This window comes from Sulfurimonas sp., from assembly GCF_014859695.1.
GTDB lineage: Bacteria > Campylobacterota > Campylobacteria > Campylobacterales > Sulfurimonadaceae > Sulfurimonas.
In genome coordinates, this window is sequence record NZ_JACUTS010000008.1 from 17,809 (window position 1) to 44,235 (window position 26,427).

The following is a 26,427-nucleotide window of genomic DNA, read 5'->3' on the forward strand; positions in this document are numbered from 1 at the left end:
GAAAAGCTTGTGCTAAAATAGAATTTTTTATAGCTTCATATGTCTTTCCTTGGGTATATGTTATTTTACCCGATTGATACAAAATTATGAACGCTCCCAATATGCGTTAAATAAGGTTGCATCCTTTCCATAATTAATTTAGTTAATTTCTGGCTTTGAGCTCCTGTTAGTTGCTCACCTTCTTTTGCACCACAGTTTTTAAAAGCATATGTAATTACTTCGTGGATAACTCGTTCTTGCTCTTTTTTTGCAGATACTGACTGATGGAATGAAACTACTTTATTAAAAGCATCCTCAATGGCTTGAGATGAGTACATTTCATAGTTATATATAGATTCTATATCAGAATTTGAAATATTTAGCTCTATTTTGATATCTAATATTTCACCTTCTATAGGATTGATTGCATAGCAGTTTGAAAACTCATCACCATCATATTCACTAGATAGACAAGTAACTATTCTAAATGCCCCAAAGAACTCTATATACCCAAGCAACTGTCTTGTTTGTGTATTACCTTTAACAAATACACAATGAAGAGGCACCCCCTCTGGGCGATTAAGCAGAGGATCTTTATCATAATAATATCCAAAGCATGGACTACCATTTTCTTGCAGTAAGTACTCTATTGCATGTTCACAAGATTTTGGGTTAATGCCAGATTCTACGGCTAATGCAAGTGCAGACTTTACAATTGAACGACCAGCTTGGTGTCCCCCAATGGACAGTTTCAGCTGTATCGTGTCATTGCAATAACTTGATTTTTCTTGAGCATTTTTCATAAGTTCTTCAAGATTAAGATTGGGGTATTTTCTTTTTACCCCTTTCAGCATATTTTTTGCTTCTTTAATTGTTCGAGCACTAATACTTATTTCAACTCCATCATCTATTTTTGTCTCATTATATTTTGGCTCATGAATTTTCATGCTAGCATTTGCATTAAGTTGAAGCTTATCCCCTGCTGTTGTTGTTACGATGTGAGATTGAACATTTCCCCTATCTCTTTTTATTCCAAAATAAGTGCACAAAAAACTTAATTGTTCTGTTAAATCAGACTCCCATTCATTGCCTGATTTATTATTGCAGTCAACGCAAATAAAATTTAAAATCTTCTTTTTTCCACCTATCGCATTTGGAATAATATGTTCTTTGGAGTTGTTTTCTTTCGTAATTAAAACATTGCACAATGCGCAATTGCTATTTATCATTGATATATCCTGCAAAAAACGGTTCAAATCGGACACTAATGTCGGTTGAGTTTGGACAGTGATGTCGGTTCTAGTCGGACAGTGGTGTCGGAAATGATTCGGACACTTTGGAGTAAAAACCGACACTTAAGTTTAATTTAATTAAACGAAGCTGAAGAGATATTTTCTAAATTTTAATAAACTCTTTGTAGATTATTTTACAAAGGTTTGAAATGAGGACAATATCAATGAAACAAGTTCGTGATGTGTTAAGACTTCATAGTGTTATGAATCTCTCACTAAGAAGAATAGAGGGTGCAACAGGAGTGGCTAAAAGCACTATCTCTGATTACATCAAAAGATTCAAGGTATCAGGGTTGCATATTGAACAGATCAATGTGATTGATGATGATGTGCTACGCTTAAAGCTTTTTGGAGAACAGATAACGGATGTTGGCTCAAAGAGAGCCATACCCGATATGAGTCTGATTCACAAAGAGATGAAACTTCGTAAAAAAACAAAGGTTACACTACAGCTACTTTGGGAAGAGTATAAAGAGTCCAACCCAAATGGCTACAGCTATACTCAATTTCGCTTCTATTACCGCAAATACAAACAGATGCTAAATCCATCCATGAGACAGACCCATCTAGCAGGAGAGAAGCTGTTTGTGGACTATAGTGGGCTTACTATGCCTATTTATGATCAAAGAACAGGCGAGGCACACAAGGCACAGATATTTGTAGCAGTGCTTGGTGGCAGTGGATATACATTTGTACACGCTACGCACTCTCAAACACAGGAGGATTTTATCTACTCCCATGTGATGTGCTACAACTTCTTTGGAGGAGTGCCCAGCGTTGTAGTTCCCGACAATCTCAAAAGCGCCATTATCTCTAATAATAAAAATGGAATTGTTGTAAATGAGAGCTACGCCGACCTTAATCGTCACTACAGCGTTGCAGTACAACCGGCTCGTCCCTATAAACCTAAGGATAAGTCCAAAGCTGAACAAGGTGTGCAAGCGATTCAAAGATATATCCTCGCAAGGTTTCGTCATCATAAATTCTTCAGTATGGATGAGCTCAATGACGCTTTGGCAAAACTGCTTGATAGATACAACGACAAGATTGTAAAACACTTGCAAAAAAGCAGATCTGAACTCTTTAGAGAGATAGACCAGCCCTATCTAAACCCGCTTCCAATGAACAACTATGTTTATAAGCAGTTTAAAATCGCACGAGTAAATCAAGATTATCATGTAACTCTTGAAAAATGCAACTACTCTGTACCATTCAAATACATCAAAGAGGAGGTAGAGCTAAGATACTCCACGCAGAGTGTCTCAATCTATCATAAGCATAAACTCATAGCTACTCATCCAAGACTAAGGCACATTGGGGATACATCTACACTGTATGAACATATGCCTAATGAACATCAATATGTAAATGAGAAGATGAATCCGGACAGACTACGGTCATGGGCTAAAAATATTGGAGAGTATAGCTGTGTATTTGTTGAAGATGCGTTTGCAGAGGTAGAACATAATCCACAAGCGTATAGAAAAATATCAGCAGTGCTCTCACTTGCAAAACTCTATGGAAACACAGAATTGGAGCTGGCACTTATGTATGCAGCCAGGATGAGAACCATTACCACAAGGTCTATCAAATCAATTCTTGATAAAAAACTCTATCTTGCAAAGAGTGCTAACAATGTACCGCCCGTGCAGCCATCACTTTTTAATACCCATACTAATATCCGCGGTGCGGATGAGTACAAATAAAAAAACAAAAGGAATCCTACAACATGAATCACACACCAATCATCAATAAACTTACAGAGCTTGGATACAAAGGCTTTAAAGAGGCATATATGCATCAGATAGAAGATGTAAACTACGACTCTATGAGCTTTAACGAGAGGCTATACCAACTCCTTGATGCACAAGATATCTCTCTTGCCAATAAGCGAATAACCATGAATCATCGACTCTCAAAAATAAAAGACAAACAAGCGTCCCTTGATGCAGTAGATTATGACGCAAGAAGAAAAATAAATAAAACACGGATACTATCCCTGGCATCACTTGGCTTTATCCACGCCAAGCAAAATGTCATCATTACGGGGAAAACGGGCACAGGTAAATCATATGTCGCTCAAGCTCTTGCAAATCGTGCCATATATGATAGTTATAGGGTCTATTATGTAAGAACACCATCGCTACTTGAAGAGATAAGGCTCTCTAGAATAGATGGTACTTACACAAATCTTTTAAAAAAATACTCAAGATTTCAACTGCTTATTCTTGACGACTTTGGAGTGGCTCCAATGGTAGATGATGATGCTACAAATCTCTTTGAGATTATTGAAGATAGGACGGAGATAAACTCCACAATTATCACTTCACAACTACCTGTGAGTGAATGGTATAACTATCTCAACAACAATACAATTGCTGATGCTATTTTAGACAGAATCGTTCACTCTTCTCACAGAGTTGAACTCAGCGGCCCATCCATGAGAAAAATGAAATCTACTATTGAAAATGGTATATCTTTAGAAAAAATCCAAGAGAAATAAAAAATCATTCGGACACTTATGCTAAAATATCGCCACAGAAAATATCTCTTCTTCAACTGTCCGAATGAAACCGACAGAGGTGTCCGGATAAACCGTTATATGCATATATCCTTTTCTTGGATGATTTGTTGCTTTATTTAATCAATTCATTTGGATTATTTTAAACCTTGGTAATTTTATTGCTTCTCTCAATTTCCTAAATATTAGGTGAATATTGCTTATTCCGAATATTCAATTCTGCACTTTATTTTTTTACCATTTGTTTTAAAATAAAGCGTGTCCTCGTCCACTATCTTTGTAAGTATTCCTACATCAGGGAGCAGCAACACAGGCAAAAGCAATAGTAAAAATTTCATTTTATATAGTCCTCGTGAATTTACATTTTGGATAACTATAGCATCCATAAAACTCGTTGCCAACATTCGCACCTTTTTTAGCAACTCTCAAGACTAAGTTACTGCTACACCTAGGACATATAAGTACATTACTCTGTGTTTTCTTCTCATTCACTCTAGTTTTAACATTACTTACATGCTCCCTATGTGTCTTAAAACCTTTAGACAACCTACCATCTTCAATATCTTCTACAATGCGCCACATCTCTCTTGGTGTAAACAGAACCTCATTGTGAGAATCTATAAATCTAAATAGTCCTCTAGGGTATACTACATTCTCAGGCATGTCAGTTTTAAATGTAGCATCACCCACAAACACAACAACTGAGAATATTTTAGTGCTATCAAGATCAAGTAGCTTTTCCAGTGTTTTTGTATGCTTATAGTTTTGATAGAGAGGGTTTTGAAAAGTATGTTTTTTCTTATAAATATTTTGGGTCCAAAACTTTTGGTTTTCACCACCAAAAATCCAACCCTTCATGTTCTTTGTCTCAACCACGAATATTCCATACTGAGAAACGATTATATGGTCTATCTGAGTAGTTCCATCTTCTGTATATAGTGTTACATCACGCAGTAGTTGATACTTTTTCTTGTCGAGTTTAATATTTATTACAAGATTTAAAAATGCCTCACCTATCACACCTTTTCCAAATGAACTTTTTACAAATAAAATTATTGCTGCTATTGGAAGTAGCCACCATAGCTGAAAGAATTGGGCTAAAATATCTGACACATTTAGCATACTACTTCAATTTAATCTTTATAATATTGTTATTCAAGTACTCAATTTTGTATTTATCATTATCTATTAATTGGCTAATTTCCACTTGCTCTTTTATGGAGTCATAGCCTATAAATTGGCTTGCAGATACAATCAGTTCATCATACTTTATTTCAACATTTGTGAAATTTGAAAAATTGTTATTTTCTATTTTTTTCTTTAGTTTATTTAACATATAACATTGTAGCAGTAAATACTAAATATGCACTAAAGTATATTTGATTATAAAAAATCTTATAACAAGTAAGGATTGTCCCCAATAACTAAGCCTAGACATATTTTTAGGTCAACAATGCACTACCTACAATGATCTATTGAATTATGCGTGCAAACTTTAAGAATGGATTATCATGATTCATAAAAATTTTATTGACTTTTTCTTTTGAATCAGATGTAAAGACATAAGCAATATTCTGGTGATGCTGGAATGTTCCTCTTAGCAATCCAAAAAGCCAACCATGCTCTTGTAGTGAGAAAATATCTGTAAAATTATCCATCCAAATCACAATATTCTCATGCTTATTATCTACTTTTGTAAAAAGATCTAAAACATCAGCTAGTGCATAATGATCATCTTGAGATAGTTTGAAATCAGTAGCATTGTTAAAAAATTGTTTATACTGTTCCAATAGATGTTCAGCTAAATCTTTAGCATTACGAATTTTTCGAAAGTCTATATAAGCTACTTTTTCTTTCATGGCAAGTTCAAGTCTATAATTCTTTAGTAAGACATTATTATCTATGTTATCTTGAAGCAGAACAATACTTTGTCTGAAATCTACAATATATGAATCTAATAATGGTTGTTGCAGACCTGTGGCAAATTGCTTATACCTTTTCCCATTATTATGCATAAACCGACTCCAAAACTTTTGTAATTTTTAATATTATACCACCCCAATATGTCAAGACAACATATTCTTAGGTCAACAATGCACTACCTGCAATGCTAGCATCTGCATTCCAAGGCGAGTCTGTAAAATTGATCAGGAGAGCATCTGTTAACATTTCTAAAACTTAAATTCTTTGCATGACAGTAATAATCAATGTGAGTAAACATATGTGATACGATGCAAGTATTCATTTCCAAATTTAAAAGAAAATTCATATTCATATTTGATTTCTTGATCAATTTTTTTTGGAACTGGTATTGTGAAATTTGTTTTTGACATAGGAGAGATAGGTATATTTTTAAAGTAACGATAATCCTTTTCCTTTCTAAACTTTCCATTAATTGTAATTTCAAAAGGTATGGCTGTTTTATTATAGGCTTCAAACATTAACGCTGATTCTTCTTGGTTAACTTCAAGAAAGTAAACGGGAAACTCTTGCTTAGAATAACTTTTTTTTAAATCTGAAGAATAGTAACCTGACAAGTTAGACCAACCTAAATTATAGATTTTTTGTAACTCTGTATTTGCTCGATGGCTTTGATACAGTTCATAACCTTTTGTCCCATAATGAAGCCCTGGAAAGATAGAGATAAATAGAACAATATATAAAAATAGTTTTGCATAGTTTGGCTGTATATCATTTAATGTCTTGAATATTTTTCCAGTTGTGTCTTTTGATGTTAGTCTTAGAAGTTTTGAATAATCTATCACGCCATTTTCAACTAATAATAAAGCAGAAGCTTCTTCGCCTTTATGTAAACGATTTATAGATAAAGCAGATTTATCAAGTTTGATACCGGAACAACTAGAAGCTAAAAGTTCTAACTTTAGTTCAGAATCAAGATCAAGATATATTTGTTCTTCAACCTGATTGCCTTTATTAAAAATTATTACTTCACATAGAGAACCTTTCTCAGATATCGGGGTAATCTTGAATAATTTTGGCGAAACAGCATATAGTTGCCTCATTTTAAATAAGTAAGTAAAAATTGACGTAATTAAGAAAAGTAGAAACCCGATTATTAATTTATCTAAATATTCCATATAAAAAAACCTATAATTATCAAAACAATTTAGGTCGTATTTTGCCTTGTTTACTTTTACTCATTCTGGCATTCGGAGACTCTTGAAAAATATTATTATTCTCAGATGATACAACTTGCTTGGCTGGCTCGACAGTGTGCCCTTTTTCATTAAATTGAAAAGGTAGTTCAAACTGACCTTTTTTTCTGTCCTTTAATTTTTCAAAATTATGCCATACCTCTTTCATGTTGTCAGATAGTCGAAAAAGAGTAAGTATTTGATCAATCTGACTCTTTAAGTGTGGGTTTCCAATTTCCTCTGTTAAGAATTGATGCATACGTACTGTTTTATTCCCTGCGTCGCTTTTAGGAACTTGCTGCTTGAGTTCTTCTTTAACTCCATTTGGTAACCCGTCATAAACAAGCCGATTAGTCCATGTTCCAATTACTCCTGGTCTTTTTTTAATTCCATGAACATTAAAATCCCAACCATTTAGCCTGAAAAGTTCTCGATAAAACTCATCAGGAAATCTTTTTTGCCAAGGCAGAAGTTCTTCGCTTATATAAGCTTTTAATATCTTTTGTAATTCATCTTTTTCTCTATCGTACTGATATCCTGTAGCCTCATCTATTAATGCCGTAATTCCAAGCTTTGCGAGAGCACGCATAAGAATTTCTGCTTTAAGTGCTTTTGGTAGCTGCGAAGCCTGTAGCATATTATGTTCTCGTGCTTTTAACCACACTTCACACACTTTTGGAATAATTGTCGCGCTGTATCCCTGAAGTTTGTTTTTACCATCAGTTGTATACTCTATTGGAATCAGGTCCAATGGCTCAAAAATCCCATCTATAAAGGGTTCTAGCGCTTTTGAAGATATAAATAAAGGTAGAGGTCCTATGTCATGATTTTTGTCATCTTTTGCTCTTAGCTTATAATTTTTCCCACCAACAGATCCAAGATTTTTTATTATTCCTGCTTCACTTATTACTCTCGTACCATCTTCAAGTACAGCACATGGCATTTTCATGTCCCCTAATTCTATCTCGCCTCTATATTCAGCTTTCAATATTTTACTCATTCATAAACCTTTTTCTACTAAATAATTCCCAACTATCCTCTTCGTGCTATGTGAAAGAATGTTCTGCTTATCTTATATATTTAAATTCCATTCACTCTTTAAAATTTCTATTCTTCCTTCTATATCATTTAATTTTTTCAAAAATACCATTGTGAAAAATAAAGATACACCAATAGGTAGAAAAGTTGAACCTCTGCTATTGCAAACCTAAAAATATCGTGCAACTAAGAATTATTTGTGAACACACTTGCTCAATACTAGCAAGCGTGTTTCAATTCATATTAAAGTCTTTTCTCTATGACCTCAATAAGCTTGTCTCTCATAACAACACCTGATAATGCTGGTTTATGAAGAAGATCTTCTATTTTATAAATGTCTTTCAATGTTGTTAAATTATGCTTATTCATTAAAGCTTGAATAAAATACAAAACCTCATAGCCTTCATCTTTATCAACTTTGATGCCATCAAGCTTTCCAGCATACTCACCATCGCCTTTGTCTCTGTCCCAAGTGTAAGAATACTTATCCTGCTGCAAATTAGATTTTTTAACTTGAATAGCCATAATTACTTCTCCCAAGACTTTTTTGTAGACTGACTCAACACGCTTGCAGCCAATCCTTTAGTCGCTGAGTTGTACTTATCGCTTTGCATAACCTTGGAAGCTATTGTTTCCATTTTCTCACTCGTAACTTTTTTATTGCCAGTTTGCGAAAGTGCAGAACCTGCAAGCTTACGTTGAATATCAGATGAGCTTTTATTGCTCATCACCTTTGCTGCTGTTGAGGACATAGCCCCAGATGTTTGTTTTGCCATTTATAGGCTCCTTAATGTTTATTAGGAGACTAAAAGTAGTCTTGAAATAATATGTCTTAAGCTATTATTTAGATTTAAAATGCAATAATCCCGTGTTTTAAAGAGAATCATCCTATTCTAAATTTACTTTTAGAAACCTGCGCCAATTATATCTAAACTTTGATTAAAAGTTGGTTGTATCCTATTTTTTTATATTAACAATGCGTAATATCCGCCTCTGTGCCAACATAATTAATATAAAAATTTTATAATCAAAAATCTGTTTTATCTAGCTCACATCTTCAATTTTACGAAGCATTTCTTGGACTTATATATCTTTTATAGATTTCAATAATCTATCAGCCCACCCATCAATGCCATTCTTACTAATATCCCCTGGATGATTTATATTCTTCTTCTTAAACCTATCAATGCTAATTTTCTGCAACCACGAGCCTTTTTCTTGCACAAAATCAAGTAAAATATTCTTGATTAAGCTATCACTAATAGGAGTATTGTTGTTCATAGCTATTATTAAAATAGACAAACCTTTAACGCGGCTATCTCTCTCTACATCAAATACGCAGACATGCTTACCGCTATATTCTATAAAAGCACAAGAGTATGCTCGTGGTGTTGTATTATCAACGAGGAGGGATTTTGACCACTGATTGCGACCCTTACTGCTTTTGGGTTTTTGAGGAAGCATTTGTTCATCATTCACGAAATAATTGAATACCATATCTTTCTTCTCAGCTTTTTCTTGTGCTGTACCTAACATAGATAAAAAGGCTTCAAGTCCAGGTCTTTCTTTTTCATCCCATCCATCTGGTTTAGTAAAGACATCCGTTTCAATATCTGCTTGTGCAGTATCAATATCGCCAGATGATTCAGACTCAGTGAAACTGACATCCGTTTCATAATCAACTTTATCCGTAGTTTGGATTTCATCTACTTCTTCTTCAAAATCAAGTATTTCATAGGTAACTTCTTTATCTTTTAAATCTATTCGACCGTCTTCTTTAGGTTCTGAATATATATCAACAGGGGTAAATATACCACTTGGTACCCTATCATTAATCACGCCTGATATATTGCTATCTAGCGTATTCTCTATGCTTCCAAGTTTTATAGGATTTGCTCCGATTTTTTTACTTTGTCTATAGATTGTTAATTTTTCAAAAGGATACTTAGAATCTTCAGCTAGTATCTCTAACGCCAATATTCTATCATCTGATAACACAACTCCTCTGTAACGAATATATGCTAAATCATAAAAAGGAAATAATGCACTGAGTGCAGCAGTATTATGGGTAGGGTTAATCTTTAATTCTTTTAAATCTGCATCAATTTCTCTTTTACTTTTCGCTAAATCTTTATATACACGATGAAAGTTATAATTAGCATACTCATCAACTGCGAATCTAAATATTTCAGCCCCATCACTAGCACATGCATTTGGTTTTAAAACTATTGATGCATTTCCATCTTCATCCCTACTATAACTTTTATACAAACCCTTTAATGCTGTTTCATTAGTTATATAATGTGCCATAACTTGTTTAGACATGGACGATGAACGATAATAATAATATTGAGCTATTACATATGATGGAAATAGTATCTTGTTACCATCAATATCAGTATATTCCAATAATCTTTGCTCTCTACTTCTTTTTAGCAAATTATATGTATGTATTGTAAGGGGGATGTCCTCAGGGAGTGAAAAATATTCTTCATCTTTATAAAAATCCAAACTTTCTCGTTTCATAGTAAATAGTGCATCATGTTTGGGTACGTCAATAATTGATATAAATTCTTCGCCAATAGATTTGCTTGTTACGCTTTTATTATATATTATAGATCCAAGAGAGATATCAGGTGATTCTTTTATATTCCTGTATATAATTTTAAACTCTTTTGTTTTTAAATTTTTTATAATGAATATTATGTAAAAATCTTGCGTTTTAATGTTGAAATGGTTAACGTTGTTATACCAAACTACTAAGTGTTCTCCATCCGGCAAGTTATCTATTGTAAAATCTGAAATTCTCATGTAGCTCTCCTTGTGATTTAAGTCGCATTAGTTATGGTAAAGTCGCATTAATTGTGATAAATGACATCCCCCTCCAAATATACTTGCCGTAGTTGATGAGTGATGAGGAGCACGAAAGCTTCTAAGAGGTCTGAACTCAGGCTCTTTGGCTTCAAGAGCATCAAGTTTTGCAATTTCTAAAATATCATCACTGCTAAGAGGAGGTAAGATGTATCGCAATCTTTGCGCAATCATACTTTTTCCACAACCGGGACTTCCCTCAAGAAGCAGGTTGTGAAATCCCGCTGCGCTTATAAGCGCAGCTCTCTTTGCAACTTCTTGCCCCTTAACATCTAAAAAATCCTCTTTATACCCCTCATCAAAATAGTACTCCTCTTCATCAATTACATAACTTGGATAATCTATCTTTTTATAAGTGCAATTTGGCAGCGCATTTGCATAGTTTTTAAGAAGTTCTATCGCTTCATCCAATCTTTTAACCCCATAAAACTCTATGTTTGGTATCTTAGATAGTTTCTCCAAGCTCTCAAAAGGAACAACCGCTTTTTTGATAATTTTTTGATTTGCAAGAGAGAGCATAAGCGGATAGAGCTGGATATTCTCTTTTACGGCTCCATCAAGCCCCAATTCTCCAAAAACAAACCACTCGCTCAGATCATCCTCGAGATAATCAAGCGCGATTAAGAGGGCAATGCTCAAATCAAATTGACTCCCCTCTTTTTTAACATCACTCGGGGCAAGATTTATGGTGATTCTTTTTGGTGGAAAGATAAATTCGTTACTCAGTAGTGCAGATTTTACGCGCTCTTTTGCCTCATTTATGGAAGCACTTGCCATCCCAACCACACTAAAAGAGGGAAGTCCCTTTGTGAGCGTAGATTCGACATGTACGACTTTTGCTTCTATGCCCTCATAGGTGGCGCAGGAAACCATTTTCATAACATCAACCTCTGTTAAATTGATACCATTGTACTACTAGTATGATTATTCGTTACAAAATATAGCAGTTTGCAATAAAAAAGTTATGATTTAGAGAGCTTTTTCTCTTTTTGTACTCTCTTATACTCTTTTTCAAATTTCTTTCTTCTTGAGTATGAGAGTTTATCTATAAACAGAACACCCTCTAGATGGTCTATTTCATGTTGGATAGCAATACTTAGCAGTCCATACGCTTCTATTCTTTTTGTATTACCGTCCCTATCTTGATAATTAACGGTTATGCTCTCATATCTATCAATATCTTCATAAAAACTCGGAACGCTAAGGCATCCCTCCTGATAAGTCGTCACTCCGCTTGTCTGGGTAATAACGGGGTTTATCATCTCAACAAGCGTATCGATTGATTGTTCATCGTCTTCATCGGGAATATTTAAAATAAGCGCTCTTTTTGCATGGCCGACCTGGATTGCAGCAAGACCTATTCCGTTGGAGCCTACCATTGTCTTATACATTTCATCCAGGAGTCTGTGGAGCTCTTGGTCAAACTTTACGACACTTTTAGACTTCTCTTTTAGTCTTTTATCCGGGTATTCTACTATTGTTAACTTCATTTTCTATATAAGTAATACTAGCTGTTTCTAAGCAAAACAGCATAGTCCAGATTTGGGTTTTCATAAGCCTTTTCAACACCGTCCATCGAGCTTACTATAATCTCCTCCACAGAGTGGTTCTGGGTAACATCAGTAATGCCTATTGATATTTTAAGCTGAATTTCGCGGTCTGCTAAAAAGAAGTTAGAGTTTGAGACAAGTTCACACAACCTCTCGCTTGCTTTTTTTGCACTCTCTATATCCGTATGCTTTAGAAGCATTGTAAATACACCATTACCGTAGTGAGCCACAGTATCGCTTCTTCTTGAAGTTTTTAAAAGAAGTCTCGCAACCGTTTTTGTCATAAGCATAATCGCTTTTTCGTTGTTAACGCTTGCTTTTAGGTCACGTGCGAGCTCAATCATAATAAGAGAGCTTTTATGTTTAAACTTTTTAATAAGCTCAATCTCTTGTTCGATTTTCGTCATTAGGTAACGTTTGTTATAAACGCCGTACTGATTGTCAAAAATGGTCTCATTCTCAACATTTTTTATTATCTTGGCAGTTTCGTCATATGTAGTCTTAATTGTGCTGCTCTGTTTTTTTAAAATTGCATTAAGCTTTGATATGTCAGACTCTAGAGATGCCGCAACACCTCTTACGGCTTGATTTTCAGAACTATCTTCAAGCTCTTGTCTTCTTTTATCCAATATTTTAGTCATTAAAGACATATTTTTATAGAGGTTTGCCGTAACCCCTAAAATATTTTTTATGGATGAAAAACCCTGCTTGAGACTCTGCTCTAGCATAATGGAGTTCTCATCCTCGTTGCTCTCTTCTAGCTCAAGAACAGAAACTATGTGATTGCGGGTACTTTGGCTCTTCTCTTCAAGCAGTCTGTCAAAATAGAGAGAGAAGTTGTTTGGAGTTGGCGGCAGACCATCCTTCATTAAGGCATTTAAAACCTCTTTTGAATAAGCTTCTAGCTCTCCTTCCGGTTCTTCCACTGTCTCTTTATCCGTCACTGCTGCAGTGGGTTTACCATCCGCAACGCTACGACGTCTACTTCTTAAAGCTCCTGACATACCAACTCCTTTAGCTACCTAATCTTTACTTTTTTTCAACAACACTTCGTCGATCATTCCGTACACTTTTGACTCTTTGGCACTCATAAAGTTATCTCTATCGGTATCTTTTTCGACTTGTTTAATGTCTTGGCCCGTATTTGCTGCCAAAATCTCGTTTAGCTCCTCTTTCATTCTAAGAATCTCTTTAGCCTGAATAGCTATATCCGTAGCCTGACCCTGAGCTCCTCCAAGAGGTTGGTGAATCATAATTCTTGCATGAGGGAGTGCATATCTCTTCCCTTTTGCTCCGCTTGAGAGTAAAAATGCCCCCATTGATGCGGCTTGACCGACACATATAGTTGCTATATCGGGATGGATATAGTTCATAGTATCGTATATTGCCATTCCTGCTGTTACGACTCCGCCCGGAGAATTTATATAAAAATATATATCCTTCTCAGGATCTTCGGCTTCTAAAAATAGCATCTGTGCTACAATTGATGAAGCAACTGCATCATTAACCTCTCCGCTTAGCATTATAATTCTGTCTTTTAAAAGACGTGAATAAATATCATAAGAGCGCTCGCCGCGGGCTGTTTTTTCAACTACATAAGGAACATAACTCATCTGATTATGCTTCTTTTATCTTTGAGTTAAGGATCTGTGTAAGCACTTTATCCTCAACCATTGACATTTGAATAGCAGGTAAATAACCAGCCTCTTTATATTTGTCATATGCCATTCTAGGGTCCTGCCCCATCTGCATTGCTTCATAATAGATAGTCTGCATCACTTCGCTCTCATCTACTTTAACGCTCTCAGCAGTAGCAAGTGCATCAATAATAAACGTAGCTCTTACGCTTCTCTGTGCGTCTTCACGGAAAGTCTCACGAAGCGCCTCAAGCTTAGCTGCATCTTCACGAAGCTCATTTATCTCATCTTCGCTCATTGTGCTTGCTTTTTTATTGAGAGAGACATCAATCTCCTGCTCAACCACAAACTCAGGAAGATCAAAATCAAACTTAGTTACAAAAGTCTCTAATAGCATAGGTTTCATCTCTTCGTTATATAGTTTTGCAAGTGCTTCATTCTCTAGCTGAGCTTTTACCTGTTTTTTAAGGTTCTCCAAGCTTTTGTCATCTTGTCCCGCAAGCATTTTTTCAGCAAGTGCATCATCGATTTCTACTTTTGCCTTCTCTTGAATATTGTGAAGAGTTACTTTAAACTCAGCATCTTTGCCTGCTAGTGTGTCAGAACCGTAACTCTCTGGAAAAGTAACTTTTACGACCTTCTCTTCTCCGATTTTCATTCCAACTATCTGCTCCTCAAAGCCTGGAATAAATTGACCTGAACCAAGAACCAATGCAAACTCTTGTGCTGCTCCGCCCTCGAATAGCTCCCCGTCAATCGAGCCCTCAAAATCAATAATAGTGCTGTCACCGTCTTTTGCTGCTCTTTTTTTCTTTAAGTCAACAAACTTTCCTTGAGAATCAGCAATTTTCTCTAATCTCTCAGTTACCTGCTCATCAGTTATAACAGGCTTCTCAAAACTCTCAACCATATCTCTGTAGCTATCAAGATTGATTTCAGGTCTCATAGCAACCTTAACAGTTACCTCGATATTGTCCGCATTTTTTACAAATTTTGAGATATTCGGCTCACCGATTAGTGCATCCATAGCTACTTTAAGCTCATCAAGTCCTCTGTTTAAAACTTCGCGCAGTGCCTCTGCTTCAGCATCTTGAACCAGACGCTCTCCGTATTGCTTTTTCACTACGGCTACAGGAACTTTGCCCTTTCTAAAACCCTGAACAGAAGCGGTTTTTGTTAAGTTTTTAGCTATTTTCTCTATGTTTGCCTCTATAGTCTCTTTTGGAATTTGGGCTTCTATCTGAGCGTTTGCACTATTGATTTTGTTCGTTTTGATTTTCATCAATTTCCTTTATTTATCTGATGTTACGCACTAAAACGAACTCGTCCGTTTTAGTGGCAGGGACAGATGTCCCTACAACCCCCTTGCCATGGAGTATGCCATTGGTTAGCATACCTAAAAGCTACGAAAAACTTTGTTTTTCGAGAATTTCAAAGTGTTTTACGCACCCTTCATAAAAGTGCATAACATCAGTTATTGTTTTATAATTTCGGTAATATTACCCTAAATCTGCTTTTATCTATCTTTAGAGTCCATTTTGCAAAGTTTTGGTTTAAAATTGAGCAATAAAATCCAAACTACCGCCACATCTATCATGACGTCTGCGAAATTAAATACCGCAAAGTCAAATCCGCAGTGCCAGTAGACCATATCTACGACCCCTTCATGAACAAATCTGTCATATATATTTGAGACCGCTCCACCTAAAAGTAGCCCGGCAGGTATAGCATAACAGAGCTGTTTTAGATAAATTATGTATCCAAAAACACCAAAAATAAGCACCAGCTGAATATACTTAAGCGCTCCGTCCAAGAATGCAAACATTGAAAATGCCACACCTTTGTTGTAGACTAAAATGAGGTCGATACACTCACCGTAATATCTCCATCCATCGATAAAAAGGGACTTTATATTTTGATCTATTATAAAGATACCCGCCATCGTAAAAAAAAGTATTGCCAGTAGGCGAATTGTTCTCTTATGCATTTAAGGCTTTTTGAAAAAATTCTACCATCTCATCCATATAACGGTTCATTTTTTTAGCATCTTTGCACTCCAGAAGAACCCGCAGTTTATTCTCAGTCCCTGAGTAGCGGATGAGATGATGCAGCCCTTCTCTCTCTAGCTCCTCCAACTTCTGTGCGACTCCCTCTATCTCGCCGATAGGTTTTTTAACTTTTACATTGATGTTTACCAATTTTTGCGGATAGAGTTTAAACGGTCGAAGTGCTTTTGAAGCCTTCTGCTTGGTCTCTATAAGAAGTGCAAGAACCTGAAGTGCGCAGACAAGCCCGTCTCCGGTTTTTGCAAAGTCGCTTATTATTACGTGTCCGCTCTGCTCGCCGCCAAAATTGATTCCCTCTTGTTTCATCAGCTCCAAAACATTTTTATCGCCGACATCAGAGCGCAGAAGCTTTAACCCTTTTTCGCCCATAAAATCATCCAGTGCTTTATTGCTCATAACGGTTGAGACGATTCCCTTGCCCCTTAGAGTACCTTTGTCGTTCATGTACGCCCCAAGAGCACCCAGTAACTGGTCTCCATCTACAACTTCTCCATTTTCATCGACTATCACGACTCTGTCAGCGTCTCCATCAAGCGCGATTCCAAGATCGGCTCTATATTTTACGACGCCCTCGCAGAGATCTTTTGTGTGAAGCGCACCGCAACCCTCGTTTATATTAAAGCCGTCTGGCTTGTTGTGCAAAAATATAACGTCAGCTCCGAGCTCTTCCAAAACGGTTGGTCCTACAACATAGCCCGCACCGTTTGCCGTATCAAGAACTATCCTTATGTCTTTTAGGGAGAGATTTCTTGGAAAAGAGTTTTTAAGCTGTACTATATAACGCCCTACAACATCATCAATTCTCTTTGCCTTGCCTATCTCTTTACCGCGCACATGTGCATCTTGAAGAAGTTCGCTGTTGTGGTAAATTTTCTCTATCTCCTCTTCAACACTGTGAGAGAGCTTATCTCCGCAGCCGTCAAAAAATTTGATTCCGTTATCTTCAAAAGAGTTGTGTGAAGCACTTATCATGATTCCCGCATCACAACGCATATTTTCAGTTATATATGCAATGGCAGGTGTCGGCATAGGACCGATTTGAATCACATCATACCCAATCGCAGTCAGTCCGCTCACAATCGCATTCTCTATCATGTAGCCACTTCTGCGTGTATCTTTTCCGACCAATATCTTGTTAGTTTTTGAGTGCGCCTTAAAGTAAATCCCAGCAGCCATAGCTACTTTCATAGCGAGTTCTGCAGTTAAAAAACTTCCAGCTTCACCTCTTACTCCATCAGTTCCAAATAGTTTCATTGCAATTCCATAATATTTAAGTGCTGTATTTTAACATATTTAATCAATAATATTTAAATTGTTCTCATTCACCTTGTCTTTAACTTAATTTTAATTATCTTTAAGCTAGAATTGCGCACTAAATTTATATGAGAAGGACTCATGCATGGCAAATCACAAGTCATCAATTAAGAGAATTCGCCAAACAATCGTTCGTTGCGAGCGTAATCGTTTTTACAGAACTCGTCTTAAAAACATTGTAAAAGATGTTCGTTCTGCAGTAACTGCAGGTAATAAAGAAGAAGCCGCGTCGGCAATGACAGTAGCAAACAAACAAATTCAAAAATTTGTAAGCAAGGGTGTCTTAAAAAAAGAGACTGCTGCTAGAAAGATTAGTCGTCTACACAGAGCTGTAAACGCACTATAAGGTTAACACTATAAATGTTATCCGATAAACTTACCTCGTTTATCAACCGTTATGAAGAGCTTGGCAAACTGCTAAGCTCTCCTGACATAACCTCTGATATCAAGAGAATGACCGCTCTCTCAAAAGAACAATCTTCACTTTTACCGATGGTAGAAAAGGCAAGAGAGTATAAAGCCCTGCTTGCAGAAATTGCAGATGCAAAAGCTATGCTTGGCGATTCCGACATGTTTGAGATGGCAAAAGAGGAGCTTAAATCACTTGAGCCAAAAGTTCCTCAACTTGAAAACGACATCAAACTCCTGCTGCTTCCAAGAGATCCAAACGACGATAGAAATATCATCGTAGAGCTTCGCGCGGGAGCAGGCGGCGATGAAGCTGGAATCTTTGTTGGAAATCTTTTTGAAGCGTATACGCGCTATGCGGATATTAAAGGGTGGAAAATTGAGATAATGAGCTCATCTCCTTCAGACTCAGGCGGATACAAAGAGATTATTGCTCTTATTAAAGGCGATCAGGTCTATAGCAGGCTGAAATATGAAGGCGGAACACACCGTGTTCAGCGTGTTCCCGCAACAGAATCGCAAGGGCGAGTACATACCTCTGCTATTACTGTTGCCGTCATGGCAGAAGTTGATGATGTTGAGATAGAGATTAATGAAAATGATCTCAAAGTCGACGTTATGCGCTCAAGCGGATGTGGCGGGCAAAGCGTAAACACGACCGACTCTGCGGTTAGAATTACGCACTTACCTACCGGCTTAGTCGTAACAAACCAAGACCAAAAATCGCAACACAAAAACAGAGAAAAGGCGATGAAGGTCTTAAAAGCAAGACTTTATGATCTGGAGATGCAAGAAGCACTTGCAAAAGATACTGCGAACCGTTCTGCACAGGTTGGAACGGGAGATAGAAGCGGAAGAATCAGAACATACAACTATCCGCAAAATCGTATCTCCGACCACAGAATTGGCTTAACGCTCTATAGACTTGCAGAAATCATGCAAGGCGGGCTTCTAGATGAGATAATAGAGCCGTTAATTGCAGACCATCAAGCAAAAATCGTCGAGGCAGCTGGTCTTTAGACCTCTGCCGTAAACACCCTTTTCACTTCTCCCTTAAACGTAATACTTCTCTCATTTACACCGAGATAAAGGGTATCACCGCTTTTTGGATAAACCTCGATATTGTTTGAGACCAAACCCTCTTTGTATGCTATATAAAAAGATGCCGCCATTCCCGTTCCACATGCAAGAGTTTCATCCTCCACGCCACGCTCATAGGTTCTAACACGTAAGTTTTTGCCATCAACGAAAACTATATTTACATTTGCATTGTGCTTCTGTCTTAGTTCTCTGGCTTCTGCCATATCAAACTCTTCAATATTTTGCGTTACATGCACAAGATGCGGAACTCCCGTATTTATCTTAAACCATCTTTTGCCGTTGTGCTCTATATTTGTCTCCAGTATTTGAGGAGGGGTCAGCTCGCTCAAAACCATTCCGCCCTTTGCGTCTGATGCCTCAACCTCGGCATTTATAACTCCTGCAATAGTCAAAAAACTCATTTTGCTAGGTGCAAGCTCATTGGCGAAAGCGTAGTGAGCACATGCGCGTGAGCCGTTTCCGCACATCTCCGCTTCGCTTCCATCAGAGTTGTAAAACTGCCACTCAAAATCAATCTTCGATTGGTTTCCTTGAAAATCATATTCACGCTCTTTGGAATCTTTTGGAACAAGGACTATCAGACCATCAGCACCCACGCCGTCTTGTCTATGGCAAAGTTTTTTTGCAAGAGAATGTCTATCTTTTTTAACAAAGGTATGAAAAATTACGAAATCATTTCCGTTTGCGCTATATTTTGAAACTATCATTTTTTCTCCAGATATTTGGCTTTTATCTTATCAACAAACTCTTCGCACTCACGCTGAAGATGCTTTAAGTCTTTTGAGTTGTCTATTACCCAAGTCGCTCTTTTTCTCTTCTCCTCTATATCCATCTGAGACTCTATTCGTCTAAGCGACTCCTCTTTAGGGTAGCCGTTTCGCTTCATAAATCTCTCTAGCTGAATATCTTTGGGAACATATACGACAACGCTCTCTTTTATATCGTAAGCACTGTTTTCAAAAAAGAGCGGAATGTCAATAAGATATGGAAATTTAAAGCTGTCTTGTTTTTTACTTCTTCGCTCTATCTCCGCTCTTATTTTTGGATGCAAAAACTCTTCAAGCTTCTTTTTCGCCTCACTGTTTGAAAAGATGAGTTGACCGAGCTTTGCTCTGTTTACCTTTGAGCCATCAACAAACTCATCCCCGAAATTCTCTCTAACCCACTCACATGAAGCGTCCAAAATCTCATGAGATATGGTGTCGGCATCTATAACTCTCATGCCATTAAGCGCGAGCAGAGAAGCTACAGTACTCTTGCCCGTAGCGATTCCTCCGGTGAGTGCTATAGCATACTTAAACGCCATTAGTTTTTGATGATCCCTAAATACTCTTTGCGAATATAGTTACCCATCGCAAATGCCGCAGGGTGAATATCGCTGTTGTAGTAGCTCAGTCCATCAATCATATCTGCACGCTGAAGATTTATGTCGGCTGTGGGATGGTACTCTTTTGAAGCCAAAAGCGCCGTTGTTCCATCGCCAATATTGTACGGCATGATGATTTTGAAAAATTTTCCAAGCATACTAATCAAACTCTTGTTCTCCTCTGCGCTGTCAAGAGAGGGGTGCTTTGTAACAAACACTCCATCTTTTTTCAAAATACGGTTCAGATGAGAAAAAAGTGCGGCATCATTTCCCATTTCAGATATTACTACATCATAGCTATCATCGTCTAAAGAACTAATCTCATTAAGAGAACATCCTACAACTTTAACATTTGCCTCTTTGTGTCTTGTGGCTTCTTGGCTCAGTTTTTGCGCATCATCGCTTATTATTAAAATATCTTTTGCCTCTTTAGATGTACACATTGGTACATGTACCATCATTTCAGTGTAAATAAAATCTCTCATATTTAAAATTCCTAAATTTGTTTTGCTGCGATTTTAGCATATTTGTTTTAATTTACATAATAATGATTCTACTTCATCTTTTTCCTATGCTAAAAATAAGCTCTCGGTAAGTCAAAAAATGATAATATCTTCACACTTTTTACACAAGGATTTATTAAATGGCAATTTCAAGAAGAGAAGCATTAGCACTCTCGGGCCTAGCACTTGCTTCTTCTACGCTTAGCGCTAATCCTGAATCTAAATCAAAAAAAGAGGCAAAGAGCAGTTCACTAACGGACTATAAAGCTCCGCTTCCGGATACTAAAAACCCTAGAGTCGTTGTTGTAGGCGGCGGATGGTCCGGACTCTCGATTGCAAAATATACAAAATTATTTACTCCAACTGCAGATGTTGTTTTGGTTGAACAAAAAAATCAGTTTATATCGTGCCCGGTAAGCAATCTATGGCTTGTAGACAAGGTAGAACTTGAATATTTAACGCACGACTATCTTCAGGCGGCAAGAAAAAACGACTATACATACTTTCAGGCTACCGCTACAGACCTTGACAAAGAGAACCGGATTTTAAAGACAAGCAACGGCTACATAGAGTACGACTACCTTGTATTTGCTCCGGGTATTGATTATGACTACTCCCGCTGGACAACGGATATAGCTTTTGAAAACAGACTTCGTCATGAATATCCTGCGGGGTTTATGCCGGGTTCTGAACATCTAACCCTAAAAAACAAGATAAAAAACTTCAAGGGCGGTAATTTTATCCTCACAGTTCCGGCAGGAAACTACAGATGTCTTCCGGCACCCTATGAGAGAGCATGTGTCATAGCCGACTACTTCAAACAGAAAAAACTAAATGCAAAAGTTATCCTGCTTGATGCGAACAACAGCATAACCATTAAAGAAGAGGGGTTTAAATCAGCTTTTGATGAGCTTTATGCGGACTACCTAGAGTATGTGCCCTCGGCAAAAATTGCAGAGATAGACCTAGACAACAAAGTGGTCTACACCGAGTTTGAAGAGTTTGAGTTTGAAGATGCCGCTTTTTACCCACAAGTAAGAGGTGCGAAAATTCTTGAACGTGTAGGGCTTGCTAAAGATGCCAAAAACAAACTAGAGGCGCACATAAATCAACTTACATACGAAGCGATTGACGCAAAAAATGTCTATATTACTGGAGACTCCCGTCCAATGGGCTTCTCAAAGTCCGGAAATACTTCAAATATCGAAGGAAGGTATGTTGCTTCTCTTATAGCCCAAAAGATAAATAAGACAAAGCCACTAAAGTGGCAGACACCTGTCACAAGCTGTTTTTCTGCCGTCTCAATAGCGCCAGAGAGAGCAATCTATATCTATACGGAGTATGCATACGATAAAAACACAATATTTAGTTTTGCAAATACCATAAGCAGCGAAGATTGGAAAAAAGATGGAGTTGTAAATGCAGAGTCTATCTACGACTGGGCAGATGCTCTCTACACAGATATGTTTGATAAATAATAGAGAGCCAAAGATAGAAACTTTGGCTCTCTATTTGTATTTCTAAAATTATCTATTTTTTTTGGGTACAATCACATAACAATTTAAATCATTTTAAGTTATACACCTTACATTATGGAATCAAAATGAATTACGACAAAATAAGAAAAAACTGTAGAGTTATCAGAATAGTGGCTGGTTTAGCGCTTGTCGCAACAGGGTTTATTACTGGCAACGCTTGGTTTTACCTCGGCGCTCTACCTCTTATAGCAGGCATTGTAAACTTCTGTCCACTCTGCATTATCTCTAAAAAGTGCTCAGTCAAATAGGAACTCCTCTTTAACTCTGGCTTTAACTCTGATGGGGTATAATTTCATACTTTTAATATTGGAGCCTTAAATGAGCCAAATAAGCTACAAAGACGCAGGTGTCGACATAGATGCCGGTAATAGTTTTGTCCAAAACATCAAACCTTTAGTAAAATCTACACAAATTCCGGGCGTTCTTGGCGGCATTGGCTCTTTTGCAGGAGCGTTTGAGCTGCCAAAGGGCTTCAAAGAGCCCGTCATGCTTGCTGCAACCGACGGTGTAGGCACCAAACTCAAACTTGCAATCGACTCAGGCATACACAACACCGTAGGCATTGACCTCGTTGCTATGTGCGTAAATGACCTCATATGCAACTTCGGTACTCCCTCTTTTTTCTTAGACTACTATGCTACCGGAAAACTTGACGTTGCTACCGCAACAAATGTTGTAGCAGGTATTGCAGAGGGTTGCAGAAGAAGCGAATGTGCGCTTATCGGCGGAGAAACCGCAGAGATGCCGGGAATGTACTCGCAAGACGACTATGACCTTGCCGGTTTTGCAGTCGGCGTGGCAGAAAAGAGCGAGATGGACAGAGTATCACTTGTGAGAGCGGGAGACAAACTCATAGCGCTTCCAAGTTCCGGACTTCACTCAAACGGCTTCTCTTTAGCTAGAAAGGTGCTGTTCGAGAAGATGGGCATGAAGTTTGAAGACGAATTTGATGGCAAACCTCTTATAGAGACTCTTTTGGAGCCTACACGCATCTATGTAAAAACATTCAAAGAGATAAAAGAGAGCGTAGTCGCACTTGCTCACATCACAGGCGGCGGAATAGTTGAAAATCTTCCTCGTGTTCTTCCTGAGAATTTAAGAGCTGAGATAAAAAGAGACTCTATCAGAGTGCTTCCAATTTTTGAGCTTATTGCGCAGCATGTAGAGAGAGATGAGATGTTTAGAGCATTTAACATGGGTGTCGGTATGATTTTGGTTGTAAAAGATGAAAACGTAGAGACTATTCTTTCTAAAACAGACGGTTACATTATCGGTGAAATCAAAGAGGGGAAAAGAGAAGCGGTTTTAGTTTAAAAAGTTTAGTTTAAAAAACAATGGAGAAAGCCTCCATTGTTTGAGTAGAGCTTAGACTTAGAAATCGCCTTTTGCAGCTCTCTCAGGAATCTTCTCCATAGCTTCTTTAACTCTTAGCATATCATTGAAAAGATCTTCATTAATCGGCTTTTTGTCCGTTCCACCGTAAAGTGCTAGAGTCATATCCATAGTAATAAGGTATCTTTTACCATTTCCATACTCTACAAGCACAATTCTACAAGGCATAAATCCGCCGTAGTAGCGTGAGTGATTAAACATCTTTTTAGCAACGCTCAGTGAACAAAGCTCAATGATTCTTGCATGCTTTACCTCGTCAGCTTTTGCATCTTCTAGGTTGAACATATTTTTCTCGCCTACAACCATCATGTTGTACTCAAGCGCTACTGATTGAATAGACTCTATGACCTCTTCTTCAGTTACATCATCAACAACTTTAAACTCAAGCATCATAGCCTGCGCAGGATCTCCGGTCTCACCGATAGTGCCCATCATCTTAGCATACGCCTCTTGAGTCTCAGACTCAAAGCCCATAAATGTCGTACCCATTTTCATCATGGTACAGCCGCTAAATAACACAGCCATTAAAGCAGCTGAAATTCCTAGTGATAATCTTTTCATCATATCTTATTTCCTTTTAAAGTAGCATTTACGTGATACTTTTATCACATAAAGAGTTTAATTATTATATCACACAATTCTGTAAGTTGACTGAAATTTTTTTGCCGATTTTGTAAAGAGAGCGCCGCCGCAAAGGGCGAACGCTACATGTGTGTGAAGAGAATTTCTTAGAACGCGTAGTTAAGTTGAACGCTGTAGCTTGTTTCAGAGTGTTTTGCTTCTATATCATTTCCCATAAAGTCTTTAAATGTCTCTTTGTTTTCAAGAGCATAAACTGCCGCTAAATCCAATGTTAGTGTCTCATTAAACGCATAAGTTCCACCTAAAGTAATATGAGACTCTTCTGTTCCAGGAAATCCTAATAAATTAAACATATTTGTCAAACCACCTGGATACATATCAGTATCTAGTGTTAAATTTTTTCCTGCATTATCCTGCACCGCACTCTCTGCATATTGGTAACCTGCACGAACAGCCCAGCCCTCAGTAGCATACTCATAACCGATAGCGATTACATCTTGATCTTCCCAACCAAAATCTTTGTATGTCTCAGCATCCTCCCATAAAATCATCTTATAGTCAAGTGCTATAGTGTGCTCATTCATCTTGTAGCTGATACCGACACCCATCTCAGCTGGAGCTGATATTTTATTATTATCATAAACTACTCCCATCCCGAGTAAGGCATTGCTTAAAACATCTTTTATATCACTCTCTACTTCAGATTTGTAAACAGCACCTAGTGTAATTCCCTGTGTCTCATACGCCAATCCAATGTTGTATCCAAGACTTACATCATCAGCAACACCGGCACCTATTGTATCGCCAGCATTTGAATTTCCACCCAGATTTGGCATAACATAATTAATATCTAATGCTGTATATTGAACTATTGGTGTCACACCTATAGCAAAACCATTCGTAGTATATACCAATGGCACACCGAACTGCATATTTTGAAGGGAGGTAACCATATTCATGTGGGTTGCATCATCACGGTAATCAACACCGAGACCACCTGTTCCCCACATACCGACACCCCAGTAGAAGTTATCATTTACCTTATTTGCAACAGAAACTGATGGAACAACAAAAAAGTCTGCATCACTCTCCGCACTAGTTCCTGCATAATTTGTGTACTCTACATCCGGCATAAAAACCATACCGCCAAAAGAGATCTCATGGTCAGATTTTATAGTAGTAATCAAAGCAGGGTTAGATAACGCTGACTCCGCACCATGACCAACACCAATTCCTACTCCACCCATACCGCGAGTTTTTGCGCCCATACCTATTAGTGCTGAACCGTTTGTTGCAAATGCACTTGTTGCACCTAAAGCTAATGCAGCTACCACTGCAAGTTTAATTGTTCTTTTCATTTTCTCTCCTACGAGTAATTTAGAATGTAAGCATTATAGGAGAGTAATTTTTAACCGTTTCTTAAACGAATAGTAAACAAGCATAAAGGAAGCTTAACTATAATCTTTAATTTGCCAGATATATAATCTTTGCATATAACTAAAATCAATCTACGCTATAAAAAACGCCCTATTTAGCTTTTATATAAGTTTTTTGTATATTTTAGTATGGTTGATGTTATATGGAGTATCTTTTTTCGATTGTTTGCAAAGCGTGATAAAATTATCATAACGTGTAATTATGTAACACTTATGTAATAATTTAATTATATTACACATGAAGTAAAATTACCCAAGAGACCGTAAATAGGCGCAAAAGAGTAATATTAATGAAAAAGCACTCTCTCTTTTAGTTCTACAATTTTTCGATTGCTGTAGAGTTTTAGATTTTTTGCGCCTTTTATCTCATAACCTGAGCCGTTTTCTAAAACTCTGCACTCAGGATGCTTCTGCGCATTTCTCTCTTTTGGCATACCTTTTACAATATTTTTTTGTGCTTCAAGATTGAGCACGCCTTGGCTAAGTCCGCCATAGAGACGCCCACTGCTCTCCTCTAAGAACGCCTTTGCCTCTTTTGCTTCTATGGTATTGCTGATTTTCTGTTTCTTTATCTCTTGCGCTATCTCCTGCGCGTCTTTTGCCTCAAAGATCTTCTCATTGAGCGCATAAGAACTATTGTAAAGCTCACTATTTGGAAGCTCTACTTTGTTTTGGCTC

28 protein-coding genes are annotated in these 26,427 nt (G+C 37.3%); 7 read left to right on the forward strand and 21 right to left on the reverse strand.

Annotated features, from left to right (window positions below; translation table 11 throughout):
- Positions 1–65 precede the first annotated feature (65 nt).
- Positions 66–1,208 (reverse strand): HNH endonuclease, encoded by a 1,143-nt coding sequence (locus tag IBX42_RS03035; RefSeq protein ID WP_294928613.1) that lies wholly within the window; start codon positions 1,206–1,208, stop codon positions 66–68.
- A 227-nt stretch (positions 1,209–1,435) separates the two neighbouring features.
- Between IBX42_RS03035 and istA the strand changes: the two genes are divergently transcribed.
- Together istA and istB are read left to right on the forward strand one after the other, a co-directional pair.
- Positions 1,436–2,977 carry an IS21 family transposase gene (istA, locus tag IBX42_RS03040; RefSeq protein ID WP_294928615.1) on the forward strand — a complete coding sequence of 514 codons (1,542 nt, stop codon included), beginning with the start codon at positions 1,436–1,438 and terminating at the stop codon, positions 2,975–2,977.
- 23 nt (positions 2,978–3,000) lie between these two features.
- Entirely contained in the window at positions 3,001–3,774 is a 774-nt protein-coding gene (gene istB, locus IBX42_RS03045; RefSeq protein ID WP_294928617.1) for an IS21-like element helper ATPase IstB, read from the forward strand.
- Between the two features lie 357 nt (positions 3,775–4,131).
- Here the strand turns inward: istB and IBX42_RS03050 are convergent, their stop codons facing one another.
- The 14 genes from IBX42_RS03050 to glmM all read right to left on the reverse strand — a co-directional run bounded on the left by IBX42_RS03050 (position 4,132) and on the right by glmM (position 17,363).
- Positions 4,132–4,914, reverse strand: coding sequence for an NERD domain-containing protein (locus tag IBX42_RS03050; RefSeq protein WP_294928619.1), 783 nt, complete (start codon positions 4,912–4,914; stop codon positions 4,132–4,134).
- A 350-nt stretch (positions 4,915–5,264) separates the two neighbouring features.
- Positions 5,265–5,807: a hypothetical protein gene (locus tag IBX42_RS03055; RefSeq protein ID WP_294928620.1), complete on the reverse strand. Its 543-nt coding sequence runs from the start codon at positions 5,805–5,807 to the stop codon at positions 5,265–5,267.
- A gap of 189 nt (positions 5,808–5,996) precedes the next feature.
- Positions 5,997–6,890, reverse strand: a complete 894-nt coding sequence (locus IBX42_RS03060; protein WP_294928622.1) for a hypothetical protein — start codon at positions 6,888–6,890, stop codon at positions 5,997–5,999.
- Positions 6,891–6,909: 19 nt separating this feature from the next.
- Positions 6,910–7,947: a P63C domain-containing protein gene (locus IBX42_RS03065; RefSeq protein ID WP_294928624.1), complete on the reverse strand. Its 1,038-nt coding sequence runs from the start codon at positions 7,945–7,947 to the stop codon at positions 6,910–6,912.
- Positions 7,948–8,228: 281 nt separating this feature from the next.
- The gene (locus IBX42_RS03070; protein WP_294928625.1) at positions 8,229–8,510 is read right to left on the reverse strand and encodes a hypothetical protein; all 282 of its coding nucleotides are present in this window, start codon (positions 8,508–8,510) and stop codon (positions 8,229–8,231) included.
- A gap of 2 nt (positions 8,511–8,512) precedes the next feature.
- Positions 8,513–8,761: a hypothetical protein gene (locus IBX42_RS03075; RefSeq protein ID WP_294928628.1), complete on the reverse strand. Its 249-nt coding sequence runs from the start codon at positions 8,759–8,761 to the stop codon at positions 8,513–8,515.
- Between the two features lie 307 nt (positions 8,762–9,068).
- Positions 9,069–10,796: a Tn7-like element transposition protein TnsE gene (locus IBX42_RS03080; protein ID WP_294928631.1), complete on the reverse strand. Its 1,728-nt coding sequence runs from the start codon at positions 10,794–10,796 to the stop codon at positions 9,069–9,071.
- Positions 10,797–10,823: 27 nt separating this feature from the next.
- On the reverse strand, positions 10,824–11,735 hold the full coding sequence (locus IBX42_RS03085) for a magnesium chelatase domain-containing protein (RefSeq protein WP_294928634.1): 912 nt from the start codon (positions 11,733–11,735) through the stop codon (positions 10,824–10,826).
- 83 nt (positions 11,736–11,818) lie between these two features.
- Complete coding sequence (def, locus tag IBX42_RS03090; RefSeq protein ID WP_294928637.1) at positions 11,819–12,346, reverse strand: peptide deformylase; 528 nt, start codon at positions 12,344–12,346, stop codon at positions 11,819–11,821.
- A gap of 17 nt (positions 12,347–12,363) precedes the next feature.
- Positions 12,364–13,410, reverse strand: coding sequence for a GGDEF domain-containing protein (locus IBX42_RS03095; RefSeq protein ID WP_294928640.1), 1,047 nt, complete (start codon positions 13,408–13,410; stop codon positions 12,364–12,366).
- Between the two features lie 18 nt (positions 13,411–13,428).
- Positions 13,429–14,019 (reverse strand): ATP-dependent Clp endopeptidase proteolytic subunit ClpP, encoded by a 591-nt coding sequence (gene clpP / locus IBX42_RS03100; protein ID WP_294928643.1) that lies wholly within the window; start codon positions 14,017–14,019, stop codon positions 13,429–13,431.
- A gap of 4 nt (positions 14,020–14,023) precedes the next feature.
- A complete protein-coding gene (gene tig, locus IBX42_RS03105) occupies positions 14,024–15,325 on the reverse strand; it encodes a trigger factor (RefSeq protein ID WP_294928646.1) in 1,302 nt (433 codons plus the stop codon).
- 234 nt (positions 15,326–15,559) lie between these two features.
- On the reverse strand, positions 15,560–16,030 hold the full coding sequence (gene lspA, locus IBX42_RS03110) for a signal peptidase II (protein ID WP_294928650.1): 471 nt from the start codon (positions 16,028–16,030) through the stop codon (positions 15,560–15,562).
- A complete protein-coding gene (glmM, locus tag IBX42_RS03115) occupies positions 16,023–17,363 on the reverse strand; it encodes a phosphoglucosamine mutase (RefSeq protein ID WP_294928653.1) in 1,341 nt (446 codons plus the stop codon). Before glmM ends, lspA begins: the two co-directional genes overlap by 8 nt.
- A 145-nt stretch (positions 17,364–17,508) precedes the next feature.
- On the opposite strand from glmM, the gene rpsT reads away from it, so the two are divergent.
- Together rpsT and prfA are read left to right on the forward strand one after the other, a co-directional pair.
- Positions 17,509–17,769: a 30S ribosomal protein S20 gene (gene rpsT / locus IBX42_RS03120; RefSeq protein ID WP_294928656.1), complete on the forward strand. Its 261-nt coding sequence runs from the start codon at positions 17,509–17,511 to the stop codon at positions 17,767–17,769.
- A 14-nt stretch (positions 17,770–17,783) separates the two neighbouring features.
- Positions 17,784–18,851: a peptide chain release factor 1 gene (gene prfA / locus IBX42_RS03125; protein WP_294928659.1), complete on the forward strand. Its 1,068-nt coding sequence runs from the start codon at positions 17,784–17,786 to the stop codon at positions 18,849–18,851.
- Here the strand turns inward: prfA and dapF are convergent.
- The 3 genes from dapF to IBX42_RS03140 are packed head-to-tail and all read right to left on the reverse strand — an operon-like array spanning position 18,848 to position 20,783.
- Positions 18,848–19,639, reverse strand: coding sequence for a diaminopimelate epimerase (dapF, locus tag IBX42_RS03130; RefSeq protein ID WP_294928662.1), 792 nt, complete (start codon positions 19,637–19,639; stop codon positions 18,848–18,850). The two genes, prfA and dapF, sit on opposite strands and share 4 nt — an antisense overlap.
- Complete coding sequence (gene coaE, locus IBX42_RS03135) at positions 19,636–20,238, reverse strand: dephospho-CoA kinase (protein WP_294928665.1); 603 nt, start codon at positions 20,236–20,238, stop codon at positions 19,636–19,638. Before coaE ends, dapF begins: the two co-directional genes overlap by 4 nt.
- Positions 20,238–20,783: a spermidine synthase gene (locus tag IBX42_RS03140; RefSeq protein ID WP_294928668.1), complete on the reverse strand. Its 546-nt coding sequence runs from the start codon at positions 20,781–20,783 to the stop codon at positions 20,238–20,240. Before IBX42_RS03140 ends, coaE begins: the two co-directional genes overlap by 1 nt.
- A gap of 158 nt (positions 20,784–20,941) precedes the next feature.
- On the opposite strand from IBX42_RS03140, the gene IBX42_RS03145 reads away from it, so the two are divergent.
- From IBX42_RS03145 to purM, 3 genes are all read left to right on the forward strand, one after another.
- On the forward strand, positions 20,942–22,279 hold the full coding sequence (locus tag IBX42_RS03145; protein WP_294928671.1) for an FAD-dependent oxidoreductase: 1,338 nt from the start codon (positions 20,942–20,944) through the stop codon (positions 22,277–22,279).
- 125 nt (positions 22,280–22,404) lie between these two features.
- Positions 22,405–22,587, forward strand: coding sequence for a DUF2892 domain-containing protein (locus IBX42_RS03150; protein ID WP_294928674.1), 183 nt, complete (start codon positions 22,405–22,407; stop codon positions 22,585–22,587).
- A gap of 70 nt (positions 22,588–22,657) precedes the next feature.
- A complete protein-coding gene (gene purM, locus IBX42_RS03155) occupies positions 22,658–23,653 on the forward strand; it encodes a phosphoribosylformylglycinamidine cyclo-ligase (RefSeq protein WP_294928677.1) in 996 nt (331 codons plus the stop codon).
- Between the two features lie 57 nt (positions 23,654–23,710).
- Here the strand turns inward: purM and IBX42_RS03160 are convergent, their stop codons facing one another.
- From IBX42_RS03160 to IBX42_RS03170, 3 genes are all read right to left on the reverse strand, one after another.
- Positions 23,711–24,295, reverse strand: a complete 585-nt coding sequence (locus tag IBX42_RS03160) for a DUF302 domain-containing protein (protein WP_294928680.1) — start codon at positions 24,293–24,295, stop codon at positions 23,711–23,713.
- Positions 24,296–24,459: 164 nt separating this feature from the next.
- On the reverse strand, positions 24,460–25,671 hold the full coding sequence (locus IBX42_RS03165; RefSeq protein WP_294928682.1) for an outer membrane protein transport protein: 1,212 nt from the start codon (positions 25,669–25,671) through the stop codon (positions 24,460–24,462).
- A 365-nt stretch (positions 25,672–26,036) separates the two neighbouring features.
- The coding region (locus IBX42_RS03170; RefSeq protein WP_294928685.1) for a hypothetical protein at positions 26,037–26,427 on the reverse strand (391 nt) is incomplete at its 5' end.